At 38.9% G+C, this 19,894-nt stretch carries 21 protein-coding genes and 1 pseudogene; 10 read left to right on the top strand and 12 right to left on the bottom strand.

Going from position 1 to position 19,894, the window contains the following annotated elements; translation table 11 throughout:
* Positions 1–236 precede the first annotated feature (236 nt).
* Positions 237–1,418 (top strand): HhoA/HhoB/HtrA family serine endopeptidase, encoded by a 1,182-nt coding sequence (locus tag VB797_RS01795; RefSeq protein ID WP_323235906.1) that lies wholly within the window; start codon positions 237–239, stop codon positions 1,416–1,418.
* A 225-nt stretch (positions 1,419–1,643) separates the two neighbouring features.
* Positions 1,644–1,946 carry a hypothetical protein gene (locus VB797_RS01790; protein ID WP_323235905.1) on the top strand — a complete coding sequence of 101 codons (303 nt, stop codon included), beginning with the start codon at positions 1,644–1,646 and terminating at the stop codon, positions 1,944–1,946.
* A 31-nt stretch (positions 1,947–1,977) separates the two neighbouring features.
* On the opposite strand, the gene VB797_RS01785 is transcribed toward VB797_RS01790, so the two are convergent.
* From VB797_RS01785 to xseB, 3 genes are all read right to left on the bottom strand, one after another.
* A complete protein-coding gene (locus tag VB797_RS01785) occupies positions 1,978–2,208 on the bottom strand; it encodes a hypothetical protein (protein ID WP_323235904.1) in 231 nt (76 codons plus the stop codon).
* A gap of 80 nt (positions 2,209–2,288) precedes the next feature.
* Positions 2,289–3,101 carry a DUF1838 domain-containing protein gene (locus tag VB797_RS01780; protein WP_323235903.1) on the bottom strand — a complete coding sequence of 271 codons (813 nt, stop codon included), beginning with the start codon at positions 3,099–3,101 and terminating at the stop codon, positions 2,289–2,291.
* 79 nt (positions 3,102–3,180) lie between these two features.
* The gene (gene xseB, locus VB797_RS01775) at positions 3,181–3,387 is read right to left on the bottom strand and encodes an exodeoxyribonuclease VII small subunit (protein WP_323235902.1); all 207 of its coding nucleotides are present in this window, start codon (positions 3,385–3,387) and stop codon (positions 3,181–3,183) included.
* A gap of 374 nt (positions 3,388–3,761) precedes the next feature.
* Between xseB and psb28 the strand changes: the two genes are divergently transcribed.
* Complete coding sequence (psb28, locus tag VB797_RS01770) at positions 3,762–4,124, top strand: photosystem II reaction center protein Psb28 (protein WP_416350827.1); 363 nt, start codon at positions 3,762–3,764, stop codon at positions 4,122–4,124.
* Positions 4,125–4,191: 67 nt separating this feature from the next.
* Here the strand turns inward: psb28 and VB797_RS01765 are convergent, their stop codons facing one another.
* The 3 genes from VB797_RS01765 to VB797_RS01755 all read right to left on the bottom strand — a co-directional run bounded on the left by VB797_RS01765 (position 4,192) and on the right by VB797_RS01755 (position 6,002).
* Positions 4,192–5,250: a spore photoproduct lyase family protein gene (locus VB797_RS01765; protein WP_323235901.1), complete on the bottom strand. Its 1,059-nt coding sequence runs from the start codon at positions 5,248–5,250 to the stop codon at positions 4,192–4,194.
* A 242-nt stretch (positions 5,251–5,492) separates the two neighbouring features.
* Entirely contained in the window at positions 5,493–5,672 is a 180-nt protein-coding gene (locus VB797_RS01760) for a zinc ribbon domain-containing protein (RefSeq protein ID WP_323235900.1), read from the bottom strand.
* A 75-nt stretch (positions 5,673–5,747) separates the two neighbouring features.
* Positions 5,748–6,002 (bottom strand): AbrB/MazE/SpoVT family DNA-binding domain-containing protein, encoded by a 255-nt coding sequence (locus VB797_RS01755; protein ID WP_323235899.1) that lies wholly within the window; start codon positions 6,000–6,002, stop codon positions 5,748–5,750.
* 166 nt (positions 6,003–6,168) lie between these two features.
* On the opposite strand from VB797_RS01755, the gene rplI reads away from it, so the two are divergent.
* Complete coding sequence (gene rplI / locus VB797_RS01750; RefSeq protein WP_323235898.1) at positions 6,169–6,630, top strand: 50S ribosomal protein L9; 462 nt, start codon at positions 6,169–6,171, stop codon at positions 6,628–6,630.
* 201 nt (positions 6,631–6,831) lie between these two features.
* On the top strand, positions 6,832–9,435 hold the full coding sequence (gene dnaB, locus VB797_RS01745) for a replicative DNA helicase (protein WP_323235897.1): 2,604 nt from the start codon (positions 6,832–6,834) through the stop codon (positions 9,433–9,435).
* A 114-nt stretch (positions 9,436–9,549) separates the two neighbouring features.
* On the opposite strand, the gene VB797_RS01740 is transcribed toward dnaB, so the two are convergent.
* Together VB797_RS01740 and VB797_RS01735 are read right to left on the bottom strand one after the other, a co-directional pair.
* Positions 9,550–10,074 (bottom strand): FKBP-type peptidyl-prolyl cis-trans isomerase, encoded by a 525-nt coding sequence (locus tag VB797_RS01740; RefSeq protein WP_323235896.1) that lies wholly within the window; start codon positions 10,072–10,074, stop codon positions 9,550–9,552.
* Positions 10,075–10,215: 141 nt separating this feature from the next.
* Entirely contained in the window at positions 10,216–10,539 is a 324-nt protein-coding gene (locus VB797_RS01735) for a phasin family protein (RefSeq protein ID WP_323235895.1), read from the bottom strand.
* 132 nt (positions 10,540–10,671) lie between these two features.
* Here VB797_RS01735 and VB797_RS01730 point away from each other — a divergent pair.
* Positions 10,672–10,982, top strand: a pseudogene (locus VB797_RS01730) (TIGR03792 family protein).
* A 115-nt stretch (positions 10,983–11,097) separates the two neighbouring features.
* A complete protein-coding gene (locus VB797_RS01725) occupies positions 11,098–11,277 on the top strand; it encodes a hypothetical protein (protein WP_323235894.1) in 180 nt (59 codons plus the stop codon).
* Positions 11,278–11,288: 11 nt separating this feature from the next.
* On the opposite strand, the gene VB797_RS01720 is transcribed toward VB797_RS01725, so the two are convergent.
* Together VB797_RS01720 and VB797_RS01715 are read right to left on the bottom strand one after the other, a co-directional pair.
* Complete coding sequence (locus VB797_RS01720) at positions 11,289–13,175, bottom strand: DUF3352 domain-containing protein (RefSeq protein WP_323235893.1); 1,887 nt, start codon at positions 13,173–13,175, stop codon at positions 11,289–11,291.
* A 156-nt stretch (positions 13,176–13,331) separates the two neighbouring features.
* On the bottom strand, positions 13,332–14,288 hold the full coding sequence (locus tag VB797_RS01715) for a Gfo/Idh/MocA family oxidoreductase (RefSeq protein ID WP_323235892.1): 957 nt from the start codon (positions 14,286–14,288) through the stop codon (positions 13,332–13,334).
* A gap of 376 nt (positions 14,289–14,664) precedes the next feature.
* On the opposite strand from VB797_RS01715, the gene VB797_RS01710 reads away from it, so the two are divergent.
* A complete protein-coding gene (locus VB797_RS01710) occupies positions 14,665–14,964 on the top strand; it encodes a ferredoxin (RefSeq protein WP_323235891.1) in 300 nt (99 codons plus the stop codon).
* A gap of 165 nt (positions 14,965–15,129) precedes the next feature.
* Here VB797_RS01710 and VB797_RS01705 read toward each other — a convergent pair whose 3' ends face one another.
* Positions 15,130–16,716 (bottom strand): SpoIID/LytB domain-containing protein, encoded by a 1,587-nt coding sequence (locus tag VB797_RS01705; protein WP_323235890.1) that lies wholly within the window; start codon positions 16,714–16,716, stop codon positions 15,130–15,132.
* 199 nt (positions 16,717–16,915) lie between these two features.
* Here VB797_RS01705 and VB797_RS01700 point away from each other — a divergent pair, with 199 nt between their 5' ends.
* On the top strand, positions 16,916–17,176 hold the full coding sequence (locus VB797_RS01700) for a sulfiredoxin (RefSeq protein ID WP_323235889.1): 261 nt from the start codon (positions 16,916–16,918) through the stop codon (positions 17,174–17,176).
* A gap of 295 nt (positions 17,177–17,471) precedes the next feature.
* Here the strand turns inward: VB797_RS01700 and VB797_RS01695 are convergent, their stop codons facing one another.
* Positions 17,472–18,722 (bottom strand): CsgG/HfaB family protein, encoded by a 1,251-nt coding sequence (locus VB797_RS01695; protein WP_323235888.1) that lies wholly within the window; start codon positions 18,720–18,722, stop codon positions 17,472–17,474.
* Between the two features lie 515 nt (positions 18,723–19,237).
* Between VB797_RS01695 and VB797_RS01690 the strand changes: the two genes are divergently transcribed.
* The gene (locus tag VB797_RS01690) at positions 19,238–19,837 is read left to right on the top strand and encodes a tRNA-(ms[2]io[6]A)-hydroxylase (protein ID WP_323235887.1); all 600 of its coding nucleotides are present in this window, start codon (positions 19,238–19,240) and stop codon (positions 19,835–19,837) included.
* The last annotated feature ends 57 nt before the right edge of the window (positions 19,838–19,894 follow it).

Below are 19,894 nucleotides of genomic sequence, written 5' to 3'. Positions count from 1 at the left end.
AGCTATTCGCTTTGTAAGTAAATGAAACGCTTTCTCTATTTTTGCTAATATCTTTAATAAATTGAACAGCAGGTACAGTTTGTTTCATGCCTTACAACTAAGCATAAGGGCTTAAAATGGCGATTCAGGGTTCTACAAAACGTTAATAAGTAAAACCTATGACATTACTTGCTTTCAATCATAAACATAATTGTCAAGAATAATTAACAATGAGGCTGAAAAAAACGGTCTTGGTGATGAAATTTACATATTTTCCTAAGTCAATAAGACAACTAAGTAGACATCTATTTGCAATTGCGATCGCGGTTTTGTTGAGCATTAATATTTGGGTATTACCTTCTCAGGCAGAATCTGTACTCATAGCCCAAACTAGTGCATCACCTGCGCCGATCGCCAGTAGGAGTTTTGTAACGGCCGCTGTTAATCGAGTTGGCAGTGCAGTAGTTCGGATTGATACCGAACGCACGATAAGCCGTAATCTTCCTGAGCCTTTTATGGAAGACCCATTTTTTCGGCGGTTTTTCGGCGATTCTCTACCTAAAAACTTGCCTCCGGAACAGTTGCGCGGTTTGGGTTCTGGTTTCATTATTGACAAAAGCGGGTTAGTTTTAACCAACGCTCACGTCGTTGATAAAGCAGATAAAGTAACGGTTCGTCTGAAGGATGGTCGTAAGTTTGAAGGTAAAGTTCAAGGTGCTGATGAAGTCACGGATTTAGCAGTCGTGAAGATTAATGCTGGTAGCGATTTACCAGTAGCACCCCTGGGTTCATCGAGCAACGTTCAAGTTGGAGATTGGGCGATCGCAGTGGGAAATCCTTTGGGTTTCGATAATACGGTAACTTTGGGAATTGTCAGTACACTGAAGCGTCCCAGCGCTCAAGTTGGTATTTCCTCTAAGCGTTTGGAGTTTATTCAAACCGATGCAGCGATTAATCCTGGAAACTCAGGTGGTCCTTTATTAAACGAATTAGGTGAGGTTATCGGTATAAATACGGCAATTCGTGCTGATGCGACGGGTATCGGTTTCGCGATTCCCATTGATAAAGCAAAACAAATCACCAGTGAATTACAACGCAACGGGAAAGTTGCTCATCCGTTTATAGGTATAGGGATGGATGATTTGACTCCCGAAGAAGCGCGACGAATCAACGCTAATCCTAATTCTCCAGTCAAAGTACCGGAAGTAAAAGGTATTTTAGTAGGAAGGGTTATCCCAAATTCCCCAGCAGCTAATGCGGGTATTCGTGTCGGAGATGTAATTGTTGCGGTTGATGGAAAAAGCATCAGCACCGGAGAAGAATTGCTGATTATAGTGGAAAATAGCGGTGTCGGCGAAAATTTACAGTTAAAAGTGCAAAGAGGCAATCGTACCCAACAAATATCTTTACGTACAGCTGAATTGAAAGATTTTTCTTAATTTGAGAAAATACGGGGGATCGGGAATAGTTAGGAGTTAAGAGTGAGGAGTTAAGAATTATCTTCCCCTTGTCCCCCTATCCCCCCTTCGGGTTGCGTCACTTGCTACAAGTCGGGGAACCCCTTCGGGTTCGCTAGTTTGAGGGACGGAAACCGACACCCCCAACTAGACTCACCGCCCAACGCAGTGGCTTACCATCCCCTTGTCCCCCATCACCATCCCCTTATGATCAGAACCTGTTACTCTTGGATACATACCTTAACCTTAGCGAGTCAATACAATCCACCGAGATTTGTAGAGTTAATCATGCTAGGTATGGCATTAATAATGCTGACAATTTTCACTTTTTTCACCAGCTTACCTTACTTAGTGTTGGGCTTAAGTTTGGTGGTTGGTGCATCAGTTTCTATATTAGTCAGAGAGGCGATCGCTCCAACTCCTCAAACACGAGTTACGAAGTTAATGGCGTTACTGTTACTTACTGTTAGCCTTTACGGCTTTGCTGACGTATTAAAATATTCTTACTAATAGGACTTAGCAAAAAAGCACATTTTTTCTTTTAGGGTGTGTGACTAGGGTGTTGACTTTGATAGAATTTACCCGTTTTTGGCTCATGCATTAACTGGTTCCCAGCCGGAGGCTGGGAACCCATGACCAGAGGCTCTGCCTCCACTTGAAAGCCAACAGAAAAACTGTATGAACTTTTAGCCCAAGGAACCCACAAAGTACACAGCCTAGTGTGTGACACTTTGAGTGATTTTGAACGAAACAATAAGGCTTTTGGTGTCATTACATCCCCACCTTGTAGAAGGATGGGGAATTACACGAAAAGGTTAAAGGGAGTAGGGAGTAAATGTCTCCCTATCTCCCTCAATCTTCCTCTACTGTCAGCGGAAATCTTTCTCCAGCAAGATAAGCATCGAAGTGTTTTTCAAAGTATAGCCAAGAAGTAATATCTTCTCCTTCTTTAAATGACTTTGGCGCATTTTTATATAGAGGTACGCGGTTATTGATTTCATCCTGGAGTAATTTGGGTAATTCTGATAAACCGTTTACTTTACTACCATAAGCACTGTAAATCAGTTGTCCGGGATTTTTACCCATTTTCATCCAGGGAACCCATTGTCCGATTCTATCCCAGCTAAGTTTGAGTTGAGTTACTGAAGATAATTCCGGATTGAGTAAATCTGCTGTTTTGACCGATAGTTTAAATAATTCTGCTGCTTGATAAGTTTCTTGGGGACTGTATTCGGCGAATTTGGGATTGGATGCTAGGGGATTGGGGTAAGTAGGGAATATATCGAATACAAAAGTTGTTGTATCACCTTCTACTTGAGCGGGAAATTTACCTTTAAAATAACCTTGTACGGGATTATTCGCAACGTGCATTACCGTTACCGTTTCCCCCGTAAAAGGATTCTCCCATTTATGCAATATTTCTTCTGTTTCTGGATGGAGATAATAAGTTAATTCTCTAGATGTAAAATCCCAGCTTCCTTCTTCGTGTAGAACGCATCTACTAACACTTACTCCCAACATTTTGAATAGCAATTTACGCTTTTCACCGGGTACAAAACTATAAATATTACCCCCCCACGTTAAAAAGGTTGACTCCGAAGAATCGAGAGAAGAACGTGTTTTTACCCAATGTTGGGCTTCATATTCTTGAGTTTGAAAAACCATTGCAGTTATCAATTATTAGTTAACAATTATTAATTATCACCCGCAGAGTACTTCAGCGAGCTTGTTCATTGATCATTTTTCATTGTTCATTATCCTTTAGCGTTTCAATCATTAGATCGACCTGTTGCTGTTGCTTTTGCAAAAAACTTTCACATTCGCGTAAAGATTTTACAGCAGCGCTAAATTGTTCAAATACTTCTTCTAACTGTAATTCTCCGGCTTCGATGTGAGATATTATGGTTTCGATTTCTGCTACTTTGGTTTCGTAATTCCAGTTTTTTTCCATAGTTTTATATTTAGAATTGAGTTCTTAAGCTGATGTGCAGCTAAATTGGATAATGCGAAAATTTGAAAAGGTTGTAGTGCGGTAGCGCAGCGTGTCCGTAAGGACATGCATCTTGCGATCTTGTACTATACAAATTAAATGCGTAGCAGCTTATCTGATGCTTTGTTAACGCACGTTGCGACAACGGCTGGTCAACGTTGTTGTAGAAATCCCAGTTCGTCAAGTTACCAGTAAAGTAGCGAATTGATTGCGAATTTTCGATTTTTATTAACTAATCATGACAGTATTCCTGCGATAATAAATTTCATTGCAGGAATTCTTGTATTTATATTTCTGTAGGAAACAGGTCATTGCTGTACAAATAATAAATTATCATGTCTACCCCTTCAATTCAATTTTTTGCTGGTGTTAATGAGAAATTAGGAAACGTCAGCTTGCGTCGTAACCCTAATACTGGGAAACGCATTGTTTTGATGACATTTGATCGGATGGAGGCAATAGAAAAATTGAATAGCTTTAAAAAAAAGTCTTTAAATTCAATGCTTTTGACCGATGAAGAAGGGGAAATTAATGTAACTCCTTCTTCTACTAAATTTATTTTTGCTGGTGACGAAGGTGATGAATTAAAACGAGTTGATTGTCAATTTGAAATTGAACAAGATGACCACTGGGACAGGTTTATGCGTTTTATGAATCGTTATGCTGATGCTAACGGTATGGCTTATGAAGATAGTTAAAAGAGTTAGGAGTGAGGAATTAGGAGTTAGGAGTTATTTAACCTCTAACCTTTGACCTTTGACCTTTTTAAGTCCAATACAAAATTTCAGCTTTGGGAAAACGAACTGCGATCGCGCTTTCAAAAAATGTCCGCAATTCTTTCATGGTGTCTTTGTCATAAACATATTTAACTCCTCCGAATTTATTGCGTTTAACGCTACGGGTTGATTCGTCTAGATCGAGTTTGCTGTTAGGATACCACTGTTGCAGCACTCCTTTGGAACCGGGGGTAAAGCGATGGGTAATTAATTCAAAGGTGAGGTCGCAGTCAAAATCAAGAGCAGCTTTTGCAGCATCAAGCAGCTGAGTATATTCCTCGTGCCAATTTTCAATCGGCATAATCGGCGCAATTACAAAGCCAATTTTATAACCTGCAACCGCTAATTTACGAATTGCCTGCAAACGCTGCATTACCGAAGCCGTACCACCTTCCAATGTCCGCGAAATTGAATCCGCATTAATGCTAAAACGACAGCGAGTATTACCGTCATGAGGTAGCGATAATAAGTCATCTACATTGTCAAATTTTGTCACCCAACGCAATTTTGCTTTGTCACGGGTACCGAAGTAGCGAATGCATTCAGCTAAGCTTCCAGTTAAATGCTCGATGCCTAGAGGGTCGGTATAGCAACTTACTTCATAACTAGTTGATTCTTCTGAATTTTCATATTTTTTCAGATTATCTAAAATCTCAGGCAAGTTTGCGTAAGCTCGAATTACCGGGGGTCCTTGGAGACTGCCCGCTAAGTAACAATACTGGCAGTGAGCCGGACAGCCTTGAGCAAGATGAAATTGCCAATCTGCTGAGGGTGGAATTGGAGTAAGTTTAAACTGGCTTGCCGGTGCTGTGACAACTGCTAAAGTCCGCTTTGATGTCGTGTAGGTTTCGCGCTCTGTTTCTCCCCGTAAACCTGTGATGCGATTTTGCTTAAGCTTTTGTACGGGAATTCCTAAAGATTCGATACGTGCCAATATTTGCTGCCCCCAATCTTCATTTAAAGCTGCTGGGGTAAATAATACCTGTTCTGGCATCCACAAACGCTTTTGATTAGTGGCAAGTAATGACTGAGGGGGATTAGCAAGCATAAAAATTTATAACTGAGTAATTTACAATACTGTCTCTAATTTGACAATTTAATTTAAAAGAAAAATCCCCTTGGAAGTAGATTTCAATCGTCTAAAGTAGTATAAAATTACTGTTGTCAAATCTTCCAGATGATGGAGACCTTTTATAGATTATTCTTTGCAAGCGATCGCCTTAGAGTGAACTACCTACACTGACAGCCGTACAGGTTCAGTGTAGGCTTCCCAATTCATTGGGGATTGCCTCAACCAACGGTAGATTTTTTACGTCCAGAAGATTTTGGTCTTACATCCCCTCCAAGGGCAGGTGCGCTAGTTCCTAACGCCAAGAGTCGCAATCCTTCATTTCTTATATTTACGGCAGCATTGATATCTCTATCGTGCTGTTTGTGGCAGTGTGGACAATCTACAAACCTTACGCCCAATGAATCATATCCTTTTTGTAGCGATGGGATTGGCAACCATAGCAGCAATCAAAACAGAAGTATCGAACAATACTCTCACCAATTTGAATGCTCCCTAATGCGTTCTTCCCGTAAATCGCCAATAATATCAAAATTCCCGATTATTTCTGATTCCACTATTAATACATCGCCTTGATAATATAATCTAGGCTGCTCAGAAATAGGCATGAGAATAATCTTGCCTTCTTGGACTTCTAGTTTGAGTTGAGCTTCCGTTGTTAAACCAAGTTGCTCTCTAACCTCTGAGGGAAGTTGGACGCGACCAAACTCATCAATGCTAAGTTTATTCATGGGGCAATACTACGATTAAAAGTCCGCGTTTCAATCTTACCAAAATTAACAGTTGCCAATGTCCCCCCCATTTCGCTAGAATCTGTAAGCTTTAGGCAAGCATTCAGGGTCTGTTAGCACGAAAACCCAACTGGCTTGATATTACAGTAAATAGAGAAGAACAACGATGGCTAAACGCATACAGTTAGTTTTAAATCAAGATGTTAGCAAATTAGGAAAATTAGGCGATTTAATAGATGTCGCTCCTGGCTATGCTCGTAATTACTTGCTTCCTAAAAGTTTGGCAACTTTCGTGACTCCTGGTATTCTAAGACAAGTTGAACGTCGTAAAGAATTAGAACGTCAGCGTCAGGAAGAATTGAAGCAAAAAGCAGTTGAACAAAAAACAGCTTTGGAAAACGTTGGTAGCTTCAAAATTGCTAAGCAAGTTGGTGAAAACCAAGCTATTTTCGGTACCGTTACTACCCAAGATGTAGTTGACATCATTCAAGGTGCTACTGAAATGGAAGTAGATAGACGCGGTATTACCATTCCCGATATTGGCAGTCTGGGTACTTACCAAGCAGAAATTAAGCTGCATTCGGATGTGACTGCTAAAGTCAAGATTGAAGTTGTAGCCAGCGAGTAATCTCAAGATGAAAACGAGTATCTAAGGATACATTAGATACTTTATTATTTATCCCAAAAATCTGTGCTTTAATTATTTCAAACTTATTCATTATGTGTAGAGACGTTGCACCGCAATGTCTCTACATATTGTTTGAGGACTATTAACACCACAAAAGTAATAGTTCGTCAGTTCCGTATTAAAAAAAATATCATCCGATCTATGTCTGAAGAATTAAATTTTCAAGGTAATGCAGACCGTCTCCCACCACAAAACATCGAAGCAGAAGAAGCTATTTTAGGCGGAATTTTATTAGATCCCGAAGCGATTAGCAGAATTAGCGATACTTTGAAGCCGGAAGCCTTTTACATTACTGCTCACAAAGAAATCTATACGGCAATGTTGCGACTGCAATCTCAAAATAAGCCGACCGATCTACTATCTGCGATCAGTTGGCTTAGCGATCGCGATTTACTCGAAAAAGTCGGTGGTAGAAATAAACTCTCTTCCTTAGTAGATAGAACAGTTTCAGCGGTTAATATTGATGCTTTGGCAGCCTTAGTAGTAGAAAAGTATCGACGGCGACAGTTAATTAAAGCGGGTAACGAAATAGTTACATTGGGTTACGAAACTGAAACCGAGTTCCGCACCGTAATCGATAAAGCAGAACAAAAGGTTTTCGGTATTGCTCAAGCTCGTGCAACCAGCGGTTTAACCCACGTTTCCAACACTTTAATTAATACGTTTCAGGATATTGAAGAACGTCATGAAGGAGTTTCACTACCCGGTATTCCCTGCGGTTTCTACGATCTGGATGCGATGACCAGCGGTTTTGGACGCTCGGATTTAATTATCGTTGCCGGTCGTCCGTCAATGGGAAAATGTTTACAAGCTGATGCAGAATTATTGTTGAGTGACGGTAGTATTTCTACGATTAAAGAGATATGCGATCGCGGTCAGGCAGAATTGTTAACACTCCAAGATAATTGGAAATTCCGCTTTACTCAGCCCGAAGCATTTATCGACGATGGGATTAAGCCGGTATTTGGGGTTAAAACTCGTTTGGGAAGATATATTGAGACAACTATCACCCATCCTTATTTAACTATCAATGGATGGCGCAAACTGTCCGAATTGAACGTCGGGGATAAAATTGGTGTACCTCGTAAAATCAGTGTATTTGGTAAGCAAACGATTCGCGAATGTGAAGTCAAATTACTAGCTTATTTAATCGGAGATGGTTACTTAAACGACACAACACCAAGATTTAGCAACATTAATTCTTTAATTGGGCAAGATTTCACGGATGCAGTTACAGAGTTTGCTCCTGAATTAAGAGTTAGTGAAAAGAAGCGCTCCAAACGTTCCCCAATGCTTTATGTCGAGACGAATGGAGAAGAAAATTCTTTGATTTCTTGGTTAGAAGATTTAGAGTTATGGGGCAAGAAAACAGATGAAAAGACTCTTCCTGGGGTAATTTTTAAATTAGAGCGTCGCCAAATTGCCTTATTCCTGAATCGCTTGTTTGCGATCGATGGTTGGGCTAGCGTATTAAAAAGCGGTCAGGTACAGCTAGGTTTTTACAGCGTCAACGAAAAACTAGCGCGACAAATACAGCATTTACTGCTGCGATTTGGGATTATTGCAGCTTTGAAAACCCGATTAGTCAAATATAAAGATACCAAACGTGAAGCTTGGCAACTTGATATTACTAATGCTCGTGCCATCAAAAACTTCATATCAGAAATTGGTATTTTTGGCAAACAAGAAGTATTATCGAAGATTAAAGCAGCATTACTAGAAAAAAGATATCAGTCTAATCGCGACCTAATACCCGTAGAGATTTGGAAACAGCTATCAATAGCCAAAGAAGAAGAAACTTGGACGGGTTTAGCTAAACGTGCTGGGATTCAAGGATATTCAAATATTCATGTTGGAAAACGTGCTTTATCACGAGACCGACTCTTTTCATTAGCAACAGCTTTAGAAAATATGCGGCTGCAATACTTAGCAACCAGCGATATTTATTGGGATGAAATTGTTTCCATTGAGCCAATGGGAGACAAACAAGTTTACGACTTAACAATCCCAGGTACCCATAATTTTGTTGCTAATGACATTTGCGTTCACAACACCGCATTTTGTTTGAATCTGGCTCATAATGTCGCATCACTATATAAGTTACCAGTTGCTGTTTTTAGTTTAGAAATGTCAAAAGAGCAGTTGGTACAGCGACTATTATCGAGCGAAGCAGAAATTGAAAGCACCTATTTAAGAACTGGACGTATCAGTCAAACCCAATGGGAACCCTTGAGTCGAGCAATTAGCGTACTTTCAGAAATGCCGATCTATATTGACGACACGCCGAATATTACAGTTACAGAAATGCGTAGTCAAGCTCGACGCTTGCAAGCAGAAGCCGGTACCGATATAGGTTTAGTTATCATCGATTACCTGCAACTAATGGAAGGTGGTGGCGATAATCGGGTACAAGAACTATCAAAAATTACCAGGAGCATCAAAGGTTTAGCAAGAGAATTAAACGCTCCAGTGATAGCTTTATCTCAGTTGAGTAGAGGAGTAGAAGCGCGGACAAACAAGCGTCCGATGCTGTCAGATTTGAGAGAAAGCGGAAGTATCGAACAAGATGCCGACCTCGTAGTAATGCTGTATCGCGATGAATATTACAACACCGATACCCCCGACCGAGGAATTGCCGAAGTGATCATTGCCAAACATAGAAACGGTCCCACAGGAACCGTCAAACTGCTATTTGACCCCCAATTTACCAAATTTAAAAACTTAGCAAAACCGAGTCATTATTAATAAATGAGCAGAGAGAATCAGTATAAAACCTCACCTACCTCCTGCTCCCTCTCCTTACTAAGGAGAGGGTTGGGGTGAGGTAAAGCAGGAATTTGAAATCAAAACTCCTAACTCTTAACTAACTCCTAATAATTCCACATCAAAGTTTAGAGTTGCATTGGGGGGAATTACACCACCAGCACCGCGAGAACCGTAACCCAACTCAGGGGGGATGATTAGCTTACGGCGATCGCCAACTTTCATCGTGCTGAGTCCTTCATCCCAACCCTTGATGACCTGTCCTTGACCGATTTGAAATTTGAAAGGTTCATTGCGATCTCTTGAACTATCAAACTTGGTGCCATCTTCTAAAGTACCCGTATAGTGAACGGATACAGTTTGTCCAGATTTAGGAGTTGCACCAGTCCCCTCCTTGATAACTTCATACTTTAATCCCGAAGGAGTAGTCACAATTCCGTCAGACATATTCTTATCGCTCGCTTTTGTAGTGGTACTGTCAGCTACTGTAGTAGAAGCTGGTGATTCTTGAATAGTGTTTTGTGAAGCATTAGTTTGGGGTGGTTCAGTAGAAACTTGAGCGCATCCCAAAAATACAACACAGAGCAACAAGAAACAAACACGCTTCAAAATTGCTTTCAATTTAGGTATCCTCCCTATTGTTTAATGTTCTAAAAATAGGATTACCAGTAGAACAAAACTTAGTGTAAATCAGAACAGCGATCAATGAACAATTATCAATGACCAGTTTTATACTTACAATTCCTAACTCCTAACTTTCCTTCACCGCCACAATTTGTTTTCCAAATCGCGCACTTGACGCTCCAAGCGGTCGATTCTACCGCGTAATTCGTCCACTTCCGACTGACGAGCAACTCCTAAATCTTGCAGCATATTCTTCATTTGTCGCTGCATATTTTTGTCCCAGTTACCCTGCTCGGACTTTAATCCTTCTACCACATCATCCATAACAGCTTTTGCTTGCTCTGGGTCGAGTTTACCGTCCTTAACCAGTTGCTCGCTTGCTTGCTTAAGTTTATCTGCCATTACGGAAGTTGTACCAATACCAAGCATTAATAATTCTTGCATCCAATTGTTGTTATCCATACCGCGCTCCTAATAATTCTTCCTTTATTAATTTCCTGGTTCGTGTTGTAACCAATCGAGCTATCCTGGAATTAAAATGCTAGCAAATATGCTAATTCTATTGTGGTAAAGTAACACGGGGAATGAACGCAGGTGGTAATTGAGTTACTTAAGTTTAGAATAGCGCCCGAACAGCGAGAAAATACATCCAAAGAGACGCTGAAATCTGGACAGCAGCGCTAGCTAATTATCCGGGATTTATCGGTAAAGAATTATGGATCAACCCCAACGATCCGACAGAACTCGTCATGGTGATTCGTTGGGAAACACGGGAACAATGGAAATCGATTTTAAGTGAAGAGGTAGACGCGATTACCGAAAGGTTTGATCAAGATTTGGGATTTAGTTACGAAATGGTAGAGTCATCCGAATACCAGGTACGGAAATTTCCCCATAGCGATTAGTTATAGAGTTGGGAGTGAGGAGTGAAGAGTTAGGAATTATTTATAATTATAAATAATTATAAATATAAAACTGGTCACTGATGATATGCCTAAAAAAATTCGATAATTAAAAAGTTTGTTACTGAAAGCAGGATTTACTAGTCATTCTAGAAAAGGTAGTCGTACAAATTGGTCTCACCCTTTATTGCCTGGAAAAGTAACTTTATCAACTATTGAAATTCGTCAGCAAATTAACGATGAAAATAAACAAGTAATTGTTATTACTATTGTTCATCGTTCAGAAGCTTACGAATAAATAAAAAACACTTACTTTATCTTATTTCTCACGGGTGCTAAAACAAATAACAAATCCATTTGTTCTCGTTCAACATTAGAAGAAGTTGTTGCGCTCACACTATAAACTGAACCTACAGCTTGTTTAAACATATTAAAATATTCATTATTGCTATATTGCGACGGGACAAAACCGTAAATCCATGACAGCAAAGAACCCACATTCATGTAGAAATAGCCTGCATTGGGACTAGGAAGAGAATTAGTTGCTTTCTTAAAGTTGTAAGTTGAAGGTAACGCAATATAAGGTTGAGGAACCAAATCTGCGATCGCTCCATATCCGGTGGTCACAATTAAAGTTTTATCGTCTACCCAACTGTAAGCAAGTAAGCTTTGTTTGGAATCTCCTTTAATATCCCAACTTGTAACTGGTTGATTTTTAATACTTTTTTGGATAATTTTAACTTCTCCTTTGGATACAGATGTAATCAAGGTTCCTAACTTGTTAAGAGTTGTTTCGGCTGCGGTGCGATCGCTTGTTTCAACTGCTAACCCAATTCCCATATTTGCATTAGGATTTAGCATTTTGAAAAATCCACCTTTGGTGGGAAACATAAACAAAGCAAACTCACCATCCATCCAGTTGATAATATCGCGATCAAAATCTAATCCAGTTTTACTACTAATAAATCCACGAAACATTTTTAAGCCGTTTTCTAATTCTTTTTGCGAACTGAGAATTGTGGCTATAGTTTGCCATCTTTGATTAAGATTTTCTCCATTTACAGCAGAGTATGTCGCTGCTGGCATTCGAGATAACATTGTTTGTGTTTGAATGTTAGGAGTTAGACTATTTCGAGCAAATTTAGGTGAAGGATAAGTGTTAACTTGAAAACGCACTCCTTCTTCTTGAAGTGTCACAAAGGAACCGATACTTTGATATTGTTTAAATTGTTCTGGTGAAAGAATACTATCTAAATCAAAGTTAGGTAAACCCAAACTGGGGTCTTTAACTAACTCTTTGATAAAAGCAATATAGCCAGCAGGATCTTGATACATTGCAAACAGTGGTTTATCTGTTTGAGGTTGTCTAATTGTCTGCTGAAATTGAGCATTTTGAGCTAAAGTTGCAGCTTTTTGCTGGTTGTTATTAATTAACCTTTCAATCGCTTTTGTAGAAGCACCGACTGCAAGATGTCCCGGTAAAATACCTATAACTAAACTATTTGGCTTTTTATTTTTGATCTTATTTAGTTTAGTTGGTTTAGTTGGTTTAACAGCTTTATTTAAAGGAGACTTAGGAACCGGGGGTATTGAATTATTTTCTGTTTCCGGTAAACCAGGTTTTGCAGTATCGGTTTTTGTTTCTAAAATGGTAATCCCTTTATACTCACGCTGGGTAAAGCTTCCATTCGCTTTCAATTTGCTCAAAAATGGCTGCAAACTCTGCTCGTCTTTTACGGGGGCTAAAGTTACAAAATTGGATTCAATAGTCACTTTAGAAGAACCATCACTTGGTAGAAAAGCAAAAGCAACTTGTTCTCCTAACCAAGGTTCAATATCTGTTGCATATCCATCTTTTAATTGCGATGGAATTAAAAAAGATATTCCATTCCAAACTGTTTGAAATAACTGAAAATTTCCGGCTTTCTTCCAAGTTGCTGAAGACGTATCAACCATCGCTACCAATGGTGTATTACTCGGTAGAAAATTCGCAAATTGAGTATTTGTTGTCGTGGATTGCAATCTATTTTTGAAGCCATCAAGCGCTACCTTTTGATCCAATGCACGATCAAATACATTATTCTGAGAAATATTAGACTGTATTTTTATATTATTAGCAACTACCGCTTGAGCGAAACTCGAACAGCAGAATAAATTTAATGTTGCTAAAGCTCCTACTCTTACCAATGATTTCATACCGCGTTCCTCACATACACTTGTCTTTTATCTAACACAATAAGCAAATAAATTCACTTAGTAGTATTATGTAAGATTTTCATGAAGCGGCAATGAAGATAAATGCTTAATATAATTTTAAACTTATCACTTCTAACTTCTAACTTCTAACTTTTATTAAAGCGCGATCGCAATTCCCAATTGAGCAGAACGTCTTGCAGCATCAGCGACTTTGAGAGCATACAAACTTTCTTCTGGAGTTACATACAAGGGAATTCCATCAAAAAGATAATCTAAAACCATAGCGGTATCTTGAACAAATAAACCACGACGACTACCAACTTCTATTGGGGTTGATTTCTCTGCATCTATAAAAACTCCTTCTTGAGAATTAAAAATCAATCCGCCATTTTCACCATGTACCTCGAACTTTCGTTCTGCTTCCCACATGGTTTCACCTTTAGCGTACACAACTTCAGCTAAAAGCCCGCTCGTAAAGTTGAGTTGAGCAGTACAAAAACAAGCTTGATAAAATTCCGCTTCCATTTTCCAAAATCGACTATGACAGGTAACTGCTGCGACTTCACCAAATAAATTTGTCAATCGATGCACTCTTGAAAGCGCACCCATCAACGGGAAGCCAAATTGCTGATTGTGGTGAGTCCATTTGCGAGGGGCTGGCTTTTCGGGCTTAATTGTGCTATAGCGCACGTAGAACACTTCACCGACTTTATCCAAATGCTGTTTTAAACAGTTGTGCAAACCACCTAAAAGTTCAATATGCTCGACATGAAGAAGTTTATTTTGGGACTTTGCTAAATTAATCAAGTCCGATGCTTCTGCTAAATCCAAACAGAGGGGATATTCCACAACAACGTGTTTATTAGCTTTCAATGCTGCACGAGCGATCGCACCGTGTTCTGAATTAACGTTGCTAATTATGACTAAATCAATATCTTCTTGTTCTATCAGTTGCTGCGAACTTACAGATGAACACTGAAAATCTCTAGCAAAAGCTTCTGTTTGACTCGGAACATTGCCCACAACCATTGTTAAATCAGTTCTTCGATCCTTCAACAATGCTTGCGCTCTTAACTTTGCCGCATAGCCAGTACCAAATAACCCTACCCGCACTTTTATTAATTTCCTTTACCGTCAAACCGCCAACGGATTATACATTATTCTCAGTGGCTTTTGGCAAATTATTTATATATACCATAATCTTTAACAATCATCTTGATAAGCTATTTACAAAATCGGATTTTTTTTTAGTGTCTATAAATTTTTTAAATAGTCTCGCCAAAAGCAGCCAAAATAGATAACTTAAACTTATCTATATGGACTGTACTTATCTCATTACTAATCGAGACAAAAATCTGGTAACAAAGTCTAATTTTTCTCGTAGTATCAGAATTGAAGCAAATAAAAAAAACGGCTATCCCGCAAAGATTAGCCGCATGGTTTGTTTTAGGATACTTATACTGCCGTTTGCAAAAGAGAGGATTACAAAATGGCAACATTCAAAGTGACACTAGTCAGCGAAGCCGAAGGTTTAAACCAAACTATCGACTGTGATGACGATACTTATATTTTAGACGCAGCTGAAGAAGCTGGTTTAGACCTACCTTATTCTTGTCGTGCTGGAGCTTGCTCCACCTGCGCTGGTAAGATTACAGCGGGTTCCGTTGACCAATCCGACCAATCTTTCTTAGATGATGACCAAATGGAAGCGGGATATGTATTGACTTGCGTCGCTTACCCCACATCCGACTGCACCATCGAAACTCATAAAGAAGAAGAACTCTACTAAAAGCAATCTAAGAATTGTTTTTGTAGCCAATCACTTCTTAAGAAGCAGCACCGTATGGGGAATTTATTATCCCTTTGCAGTAGCTGCTTTTTTGTATGAGGATCTAAAAGTTAGGAGTAGCGAGTAATTAATTGATTCCCCCCACCTCCCCACCTCCCCATCTCTTTATTCAATCTTCACACCATCACTAAGCATCTGAACTTGAGTACCGGGATAGTAAAACTTGAGGATTTGTTGGCTTTTCCAGCCTAGACTAGCTAGATTTTGAGCGCCAATTTGACTCAAACCGACTCCATGTCCCAATCCACCCCCGACGAAAGCGTATCCCCAAATTCCGGGTTTTCCTTTGTTAATTGGCTGTAGGTAAAATAATGTGCTTCTAGGTGCAAAAAAGGCGCTGCGAACTTCATCTTTGTATAAGTTAAAGGTGCCGATATCGGTTTTGACCGCTAGCTTGAGGATTCTTCCCCCTGAACTGCGTTCGACTACTTCAATATCCTTAACGGTTTGAAATTTCGCAAAGGGACTATTTTTAACCTTTAAAAATTTCTGTAATCCCTTGGTAATATCTTCTAAACTACTTTCTTTACGCCATCTGAACCATTGTTGCCCACTTTCATTAAATCCTTTATTCAAACTCATAAACAAACGAAAGTTTTTTTCCGAAGCCAAACTTTGCTGCGATAAATTCCAAAAATTCTGCGGTGTATCTACTACAGGTTTTAAGTAAGGACGGTTTGCTCCATCCCATACGCTGCTGAAAGCTGCGGTTACACCCCCAGTTGTCGAAGAATAAAGCGCGTCTACTAACTGGTTTTTATAAGTTAGTACTGTCCCTTTAGTTGTGGCGATCGCCTGATCTGTTTTCTCGGTGGCTCCCTTGAGTCCGTAATAAACTTGGCAGTGAGTATCGGCGCATAATTGATACTTATCTACTTCAAATCTGCGTAAATTACGCAAAACATAAGTACGCGCAATAATTGCCTGGGCTTCCATTGCAGCTTCCGGAGCATTTGCACCAATTTCATAAGGTACCACTCCGCGCAGGTAGGTTTCTAAGGGTACTTGATTAACTAAAGTATAGGTACCGTAAGCATTGGGCTGTAGTTGCAGCTTCCCGGCATAAAGATATTTCTTTTTGGCTTTTCCATTTATACTTACTTCAACTAAGCTTTTATCACTAGTAATTTGCAGATAGTTACGATTGTAGCGGTACCCATTTATTACCCAACTTGCTTGAGGTACCCGACGCAAAACTTTACTATCAACATATGCTGTTTTTTTACCAGAAGCTTTGACACTTTTTAATAACAAGCGTCGCAATAAAGGTGTATTATAAACTTCTCTTTTCGCCCACACCTGCCAGCGTTCCGGTTGAGCAATTTCTACTTCTATACCTTGTTTTCGCCACATTTCGGCACTGTTTTCGGCAGTCTCAAAGGTGCGGAAGGTTCCTAAAATCAAATGCTCATCAAGAACTGGCTGTGTCAGTGGCTGTATTGCCGTTTGGATCTTTACAGGATTTGCAGTTACTATTGTTTGCAGCTTTTTATTATCTGTAAAAGTCAACTTTAATTTATCACCTTTGGTCGGCTCTAATATCAACTCATCATTGGGGTCTGACGCAAATCGCTGCACAATCCCAATTTTCAGATCGACATCAGATTTCGTCGGGGGAACAGATGCTCCTGTTAGTCCTAATAAACACCAGGTTGTCAATACGGTACAAGATAAACGCTCTAAGGATTTCATAGAAATTAACAATTAAGGGTGTCACCCGCGCTGTACGAGCATTTTGGAAAGGCGATCGCAGCTTGATACTATTGTGTATAAATTGCTTAATAATACCACTAGCTTTTTTTAACTCATTAGTTGCAACTTAAACTCATAATGAGTATGATTTAATTAGGAATATACAACAATATTAAATATTAAGAGCTAGGAAAAGAAGATGAAAGTTGAAGAAATCCCGTTAAATTTGGTCAAGCGACCGCTTCCTCGTCAAAACGACCCTCAGAAAGTAGAAGCCTTGATGAAGTCCATAGCAGAAATTGGATTGCAAGAACCGATTGACGTTTTAGAAGTTGATGGACAATATTATGGGTTTTCCGGGTGTCATCGCTTCGAGGCTTGTCAACGTTTGGGTAAACATTCCATTAAAGCCAGGGTACGTAAAGCACCTAAAAGTGTTTTGCAGATGCATTTAGCATAGGCATCCCTGAAAACTGTAGGCAATTATACGATTTATCGCAAATAGTTGAGATATTATCTCAAGACCCTTTACTTTTTATTTCCAACGGGACTTTCCGCTGGAGAAACACCAGAGTAGCAGGGAATAGTTTTCGTTCGGATACGATTGAGTTAATTAATCGTAAATAAAAGCGCGAATTTCCTGCAACCTGGTGATTTACTATTTTTAATTAGCTGATCAAAATACATTGCCAATAAAAATTTGATAATGTCAATTCTTAATATAGAGACATCGCACTACTACATCTCCTTGTTTTTTATTCGTTTTCAGAGGATTGTGCTGAGTTGGGTGAAGGCTGAGAATAATTTTCTTGCTCTTGATTTTTAGAACATTTAGTATCAGTAGTTAGTCTCGCAATATCTTTAACTCGAAAAGATTGTCCAGGTTCCGTTATACCTATTCCTACACTAGATTGTGCATCTGTTTCAGTAAGTGTGACTGTACCAATTTTACTCCCTGTAGTACGAAGAACTCGCCCGGTTGCCGGGTCTATAACTGGATTAGGAAAGCGTTCAATAGAAAAGGTCATTCCTTCGCAATATCCATGTAATCTGCCTTTATTTAAGATGACTATATCTCTGCTGTATTTATCAAAATAAGCATCAGCAATTAGAGTTGGTTTTCTGACTAAACAAGCTAATTCATTGGAGCGACTACTTAATTTTTCAACGACTTGATTAATCGCATCTTCGGCTGCTAAGGCTAGTAATTTGTTGAAAATATTTTCATTCTTTGACTCAATAATAGTTTCTGGATTATCGCTACTATTAAGTGATAGCTCGATGGTAGAACCTCTTGTCCTAGAAGTCCAATTGCCACTATTAAGGTCGAAGTCTCCATTAGTTTTATTGCCAATGGTTACATTAATCTTAGGTACCATAACATTGGTATATGACTTATTACCTCGACCATTACCTTCAGCAGGAAGTACAATCTCACCTGTAGTAGTATCTATAACTAGAAAATTTAATTGGACTTGAACCTCGCTATTTTCTTTACTTGTTCCTAATCCTAAAAAGGTTTTCTTACGTGTTCCATTTGCCTTAAAGTGATTTACATTTCCAATTAGTACTGCTTCTATGCCATAAGCGTCACGAAGACCTCGTAGTAATTCTAAGCTAATTGTATCTTCACTTACTAATACACTTTGACCTCTAAGATTTGAATCTACCTTAGTAGGTTTTATTTGGTTCCAGTTAACTATACTAAAATTATTATCTTTGCTTAATTCATTTGCCAGAATATTACCAATTCCTTTAAATATATATTTTTCTTCTACGTATTGGTTTTCTATACTAGTGGGAGCAATAATATCAATATCAAATATAGCAATTCTTACCTTTCGTTTTGCTCCTCGATCTATATGAAATAAAGACTTATTTTCTTCGCAAAAATTCAATATCTTTGTATCTTGAGCCTCAACTGGTTTGAAGTTAATCATTCCAACACTTAAACCAAAAAATAATCCGAAAATAGACGAGGTGACGCGACGAACAAAATAATTCATTAATCTTTCCTCAATAAGTGAATTTTGGGTAAGCAGATAATTAGTTGCCCAAATCTCAAATAACAGCGCGTCCTCCTACAAATTAATTAAGTTATACACAGTATTTAATATTTTTTATGGATGTTAGCAATACAAGTTAGTATTAAAATTACATTTTTATCAAACTCTTAATATACGTTTTTTACTACAAAAATATAATATTAAAAATTGCAGCATAAACTTCATCGACTAGAGATTAAGTAAGTGGATCAAACTAAATGTAAAACCTTACCTTGTCTCCGGCTTCCCTCTCCTTACCAAGGAGAGGGATTGAGGGTGAGGTTTTATCAATTACGTTTACCTACTTAAGTTCTAATTACTTATCGGTAATTAACTAAATAATTACGAATAAACGAGCAAATGGTAAATAATCAGCGATACGTAAACCTTAATACAGATCTCCATATCTTAAAAAAGCTAATTACCTAATAAAATAGAACAATGTATATTAAGTTATAATTTTTATAATTTTCAACGTGCTAACTTCAGAACTACCAAAAATCAACATTCTCAAGCAACCGACCAATCCAGCTTGGGTAGAATTAGCAATATCTAACTTAGAAGCAATATTACTAGACCATTCTCAATGCGAACGTAAAGCAGCAGCAGCGGCAATAAACTTCATGTTTCGCTACCCTTCCAATGCCAAAATGGTAAAGGAGCTAACTAAAATTGCTCAAGAAGAATTAGAACACTTTGAGCAAGTTAACCAGTGCTTAGAAAAGCGGGATATTGCTTTACGTCCCGTGACCCCACCTCCTTACGGTGCGAAATTGAAAGCTCAAATTCGTCCGACTGAACCCCATCGATTTTTAGATTCCCTGCTTGTGAGTGCATTAATTGAAGCTCGCAGTCACGAACGCTTGGGATTACTAGCCAAACATTGTCCCGAACCGGATTTAGCCAAGCTTTATCAAGGTTTAATGGCATCAGAAGCGCGGCATTATGGGATTTACTGGGTGCTTGCAGATACTTACTATGACCGTGAAATTGTCATGCAGAGATTAGATGAATTATCAATTGCAGAAAGTGAAATCCTGGCAACCCTTTATCATGAGCCAAGGATTCATAGTTAGGAATTGGAATAGAAAGGTTAAAGGTTAAAGGTCAAAGGTCAAAGGTCAAAGGTGTAA

This window comes from Rivularia sp. UHCC 0363 (genome assembly GCF_034931125.1).
Taxonomy (GTDB): Bacteria; Cyanobacteriota; Cyanobacteriia; order Cyanobacteriales; family Nostocaceae; genus Rivularia.
This window is presented reverse-complemented; position numbering and strand designations above follow the sequence as displayed.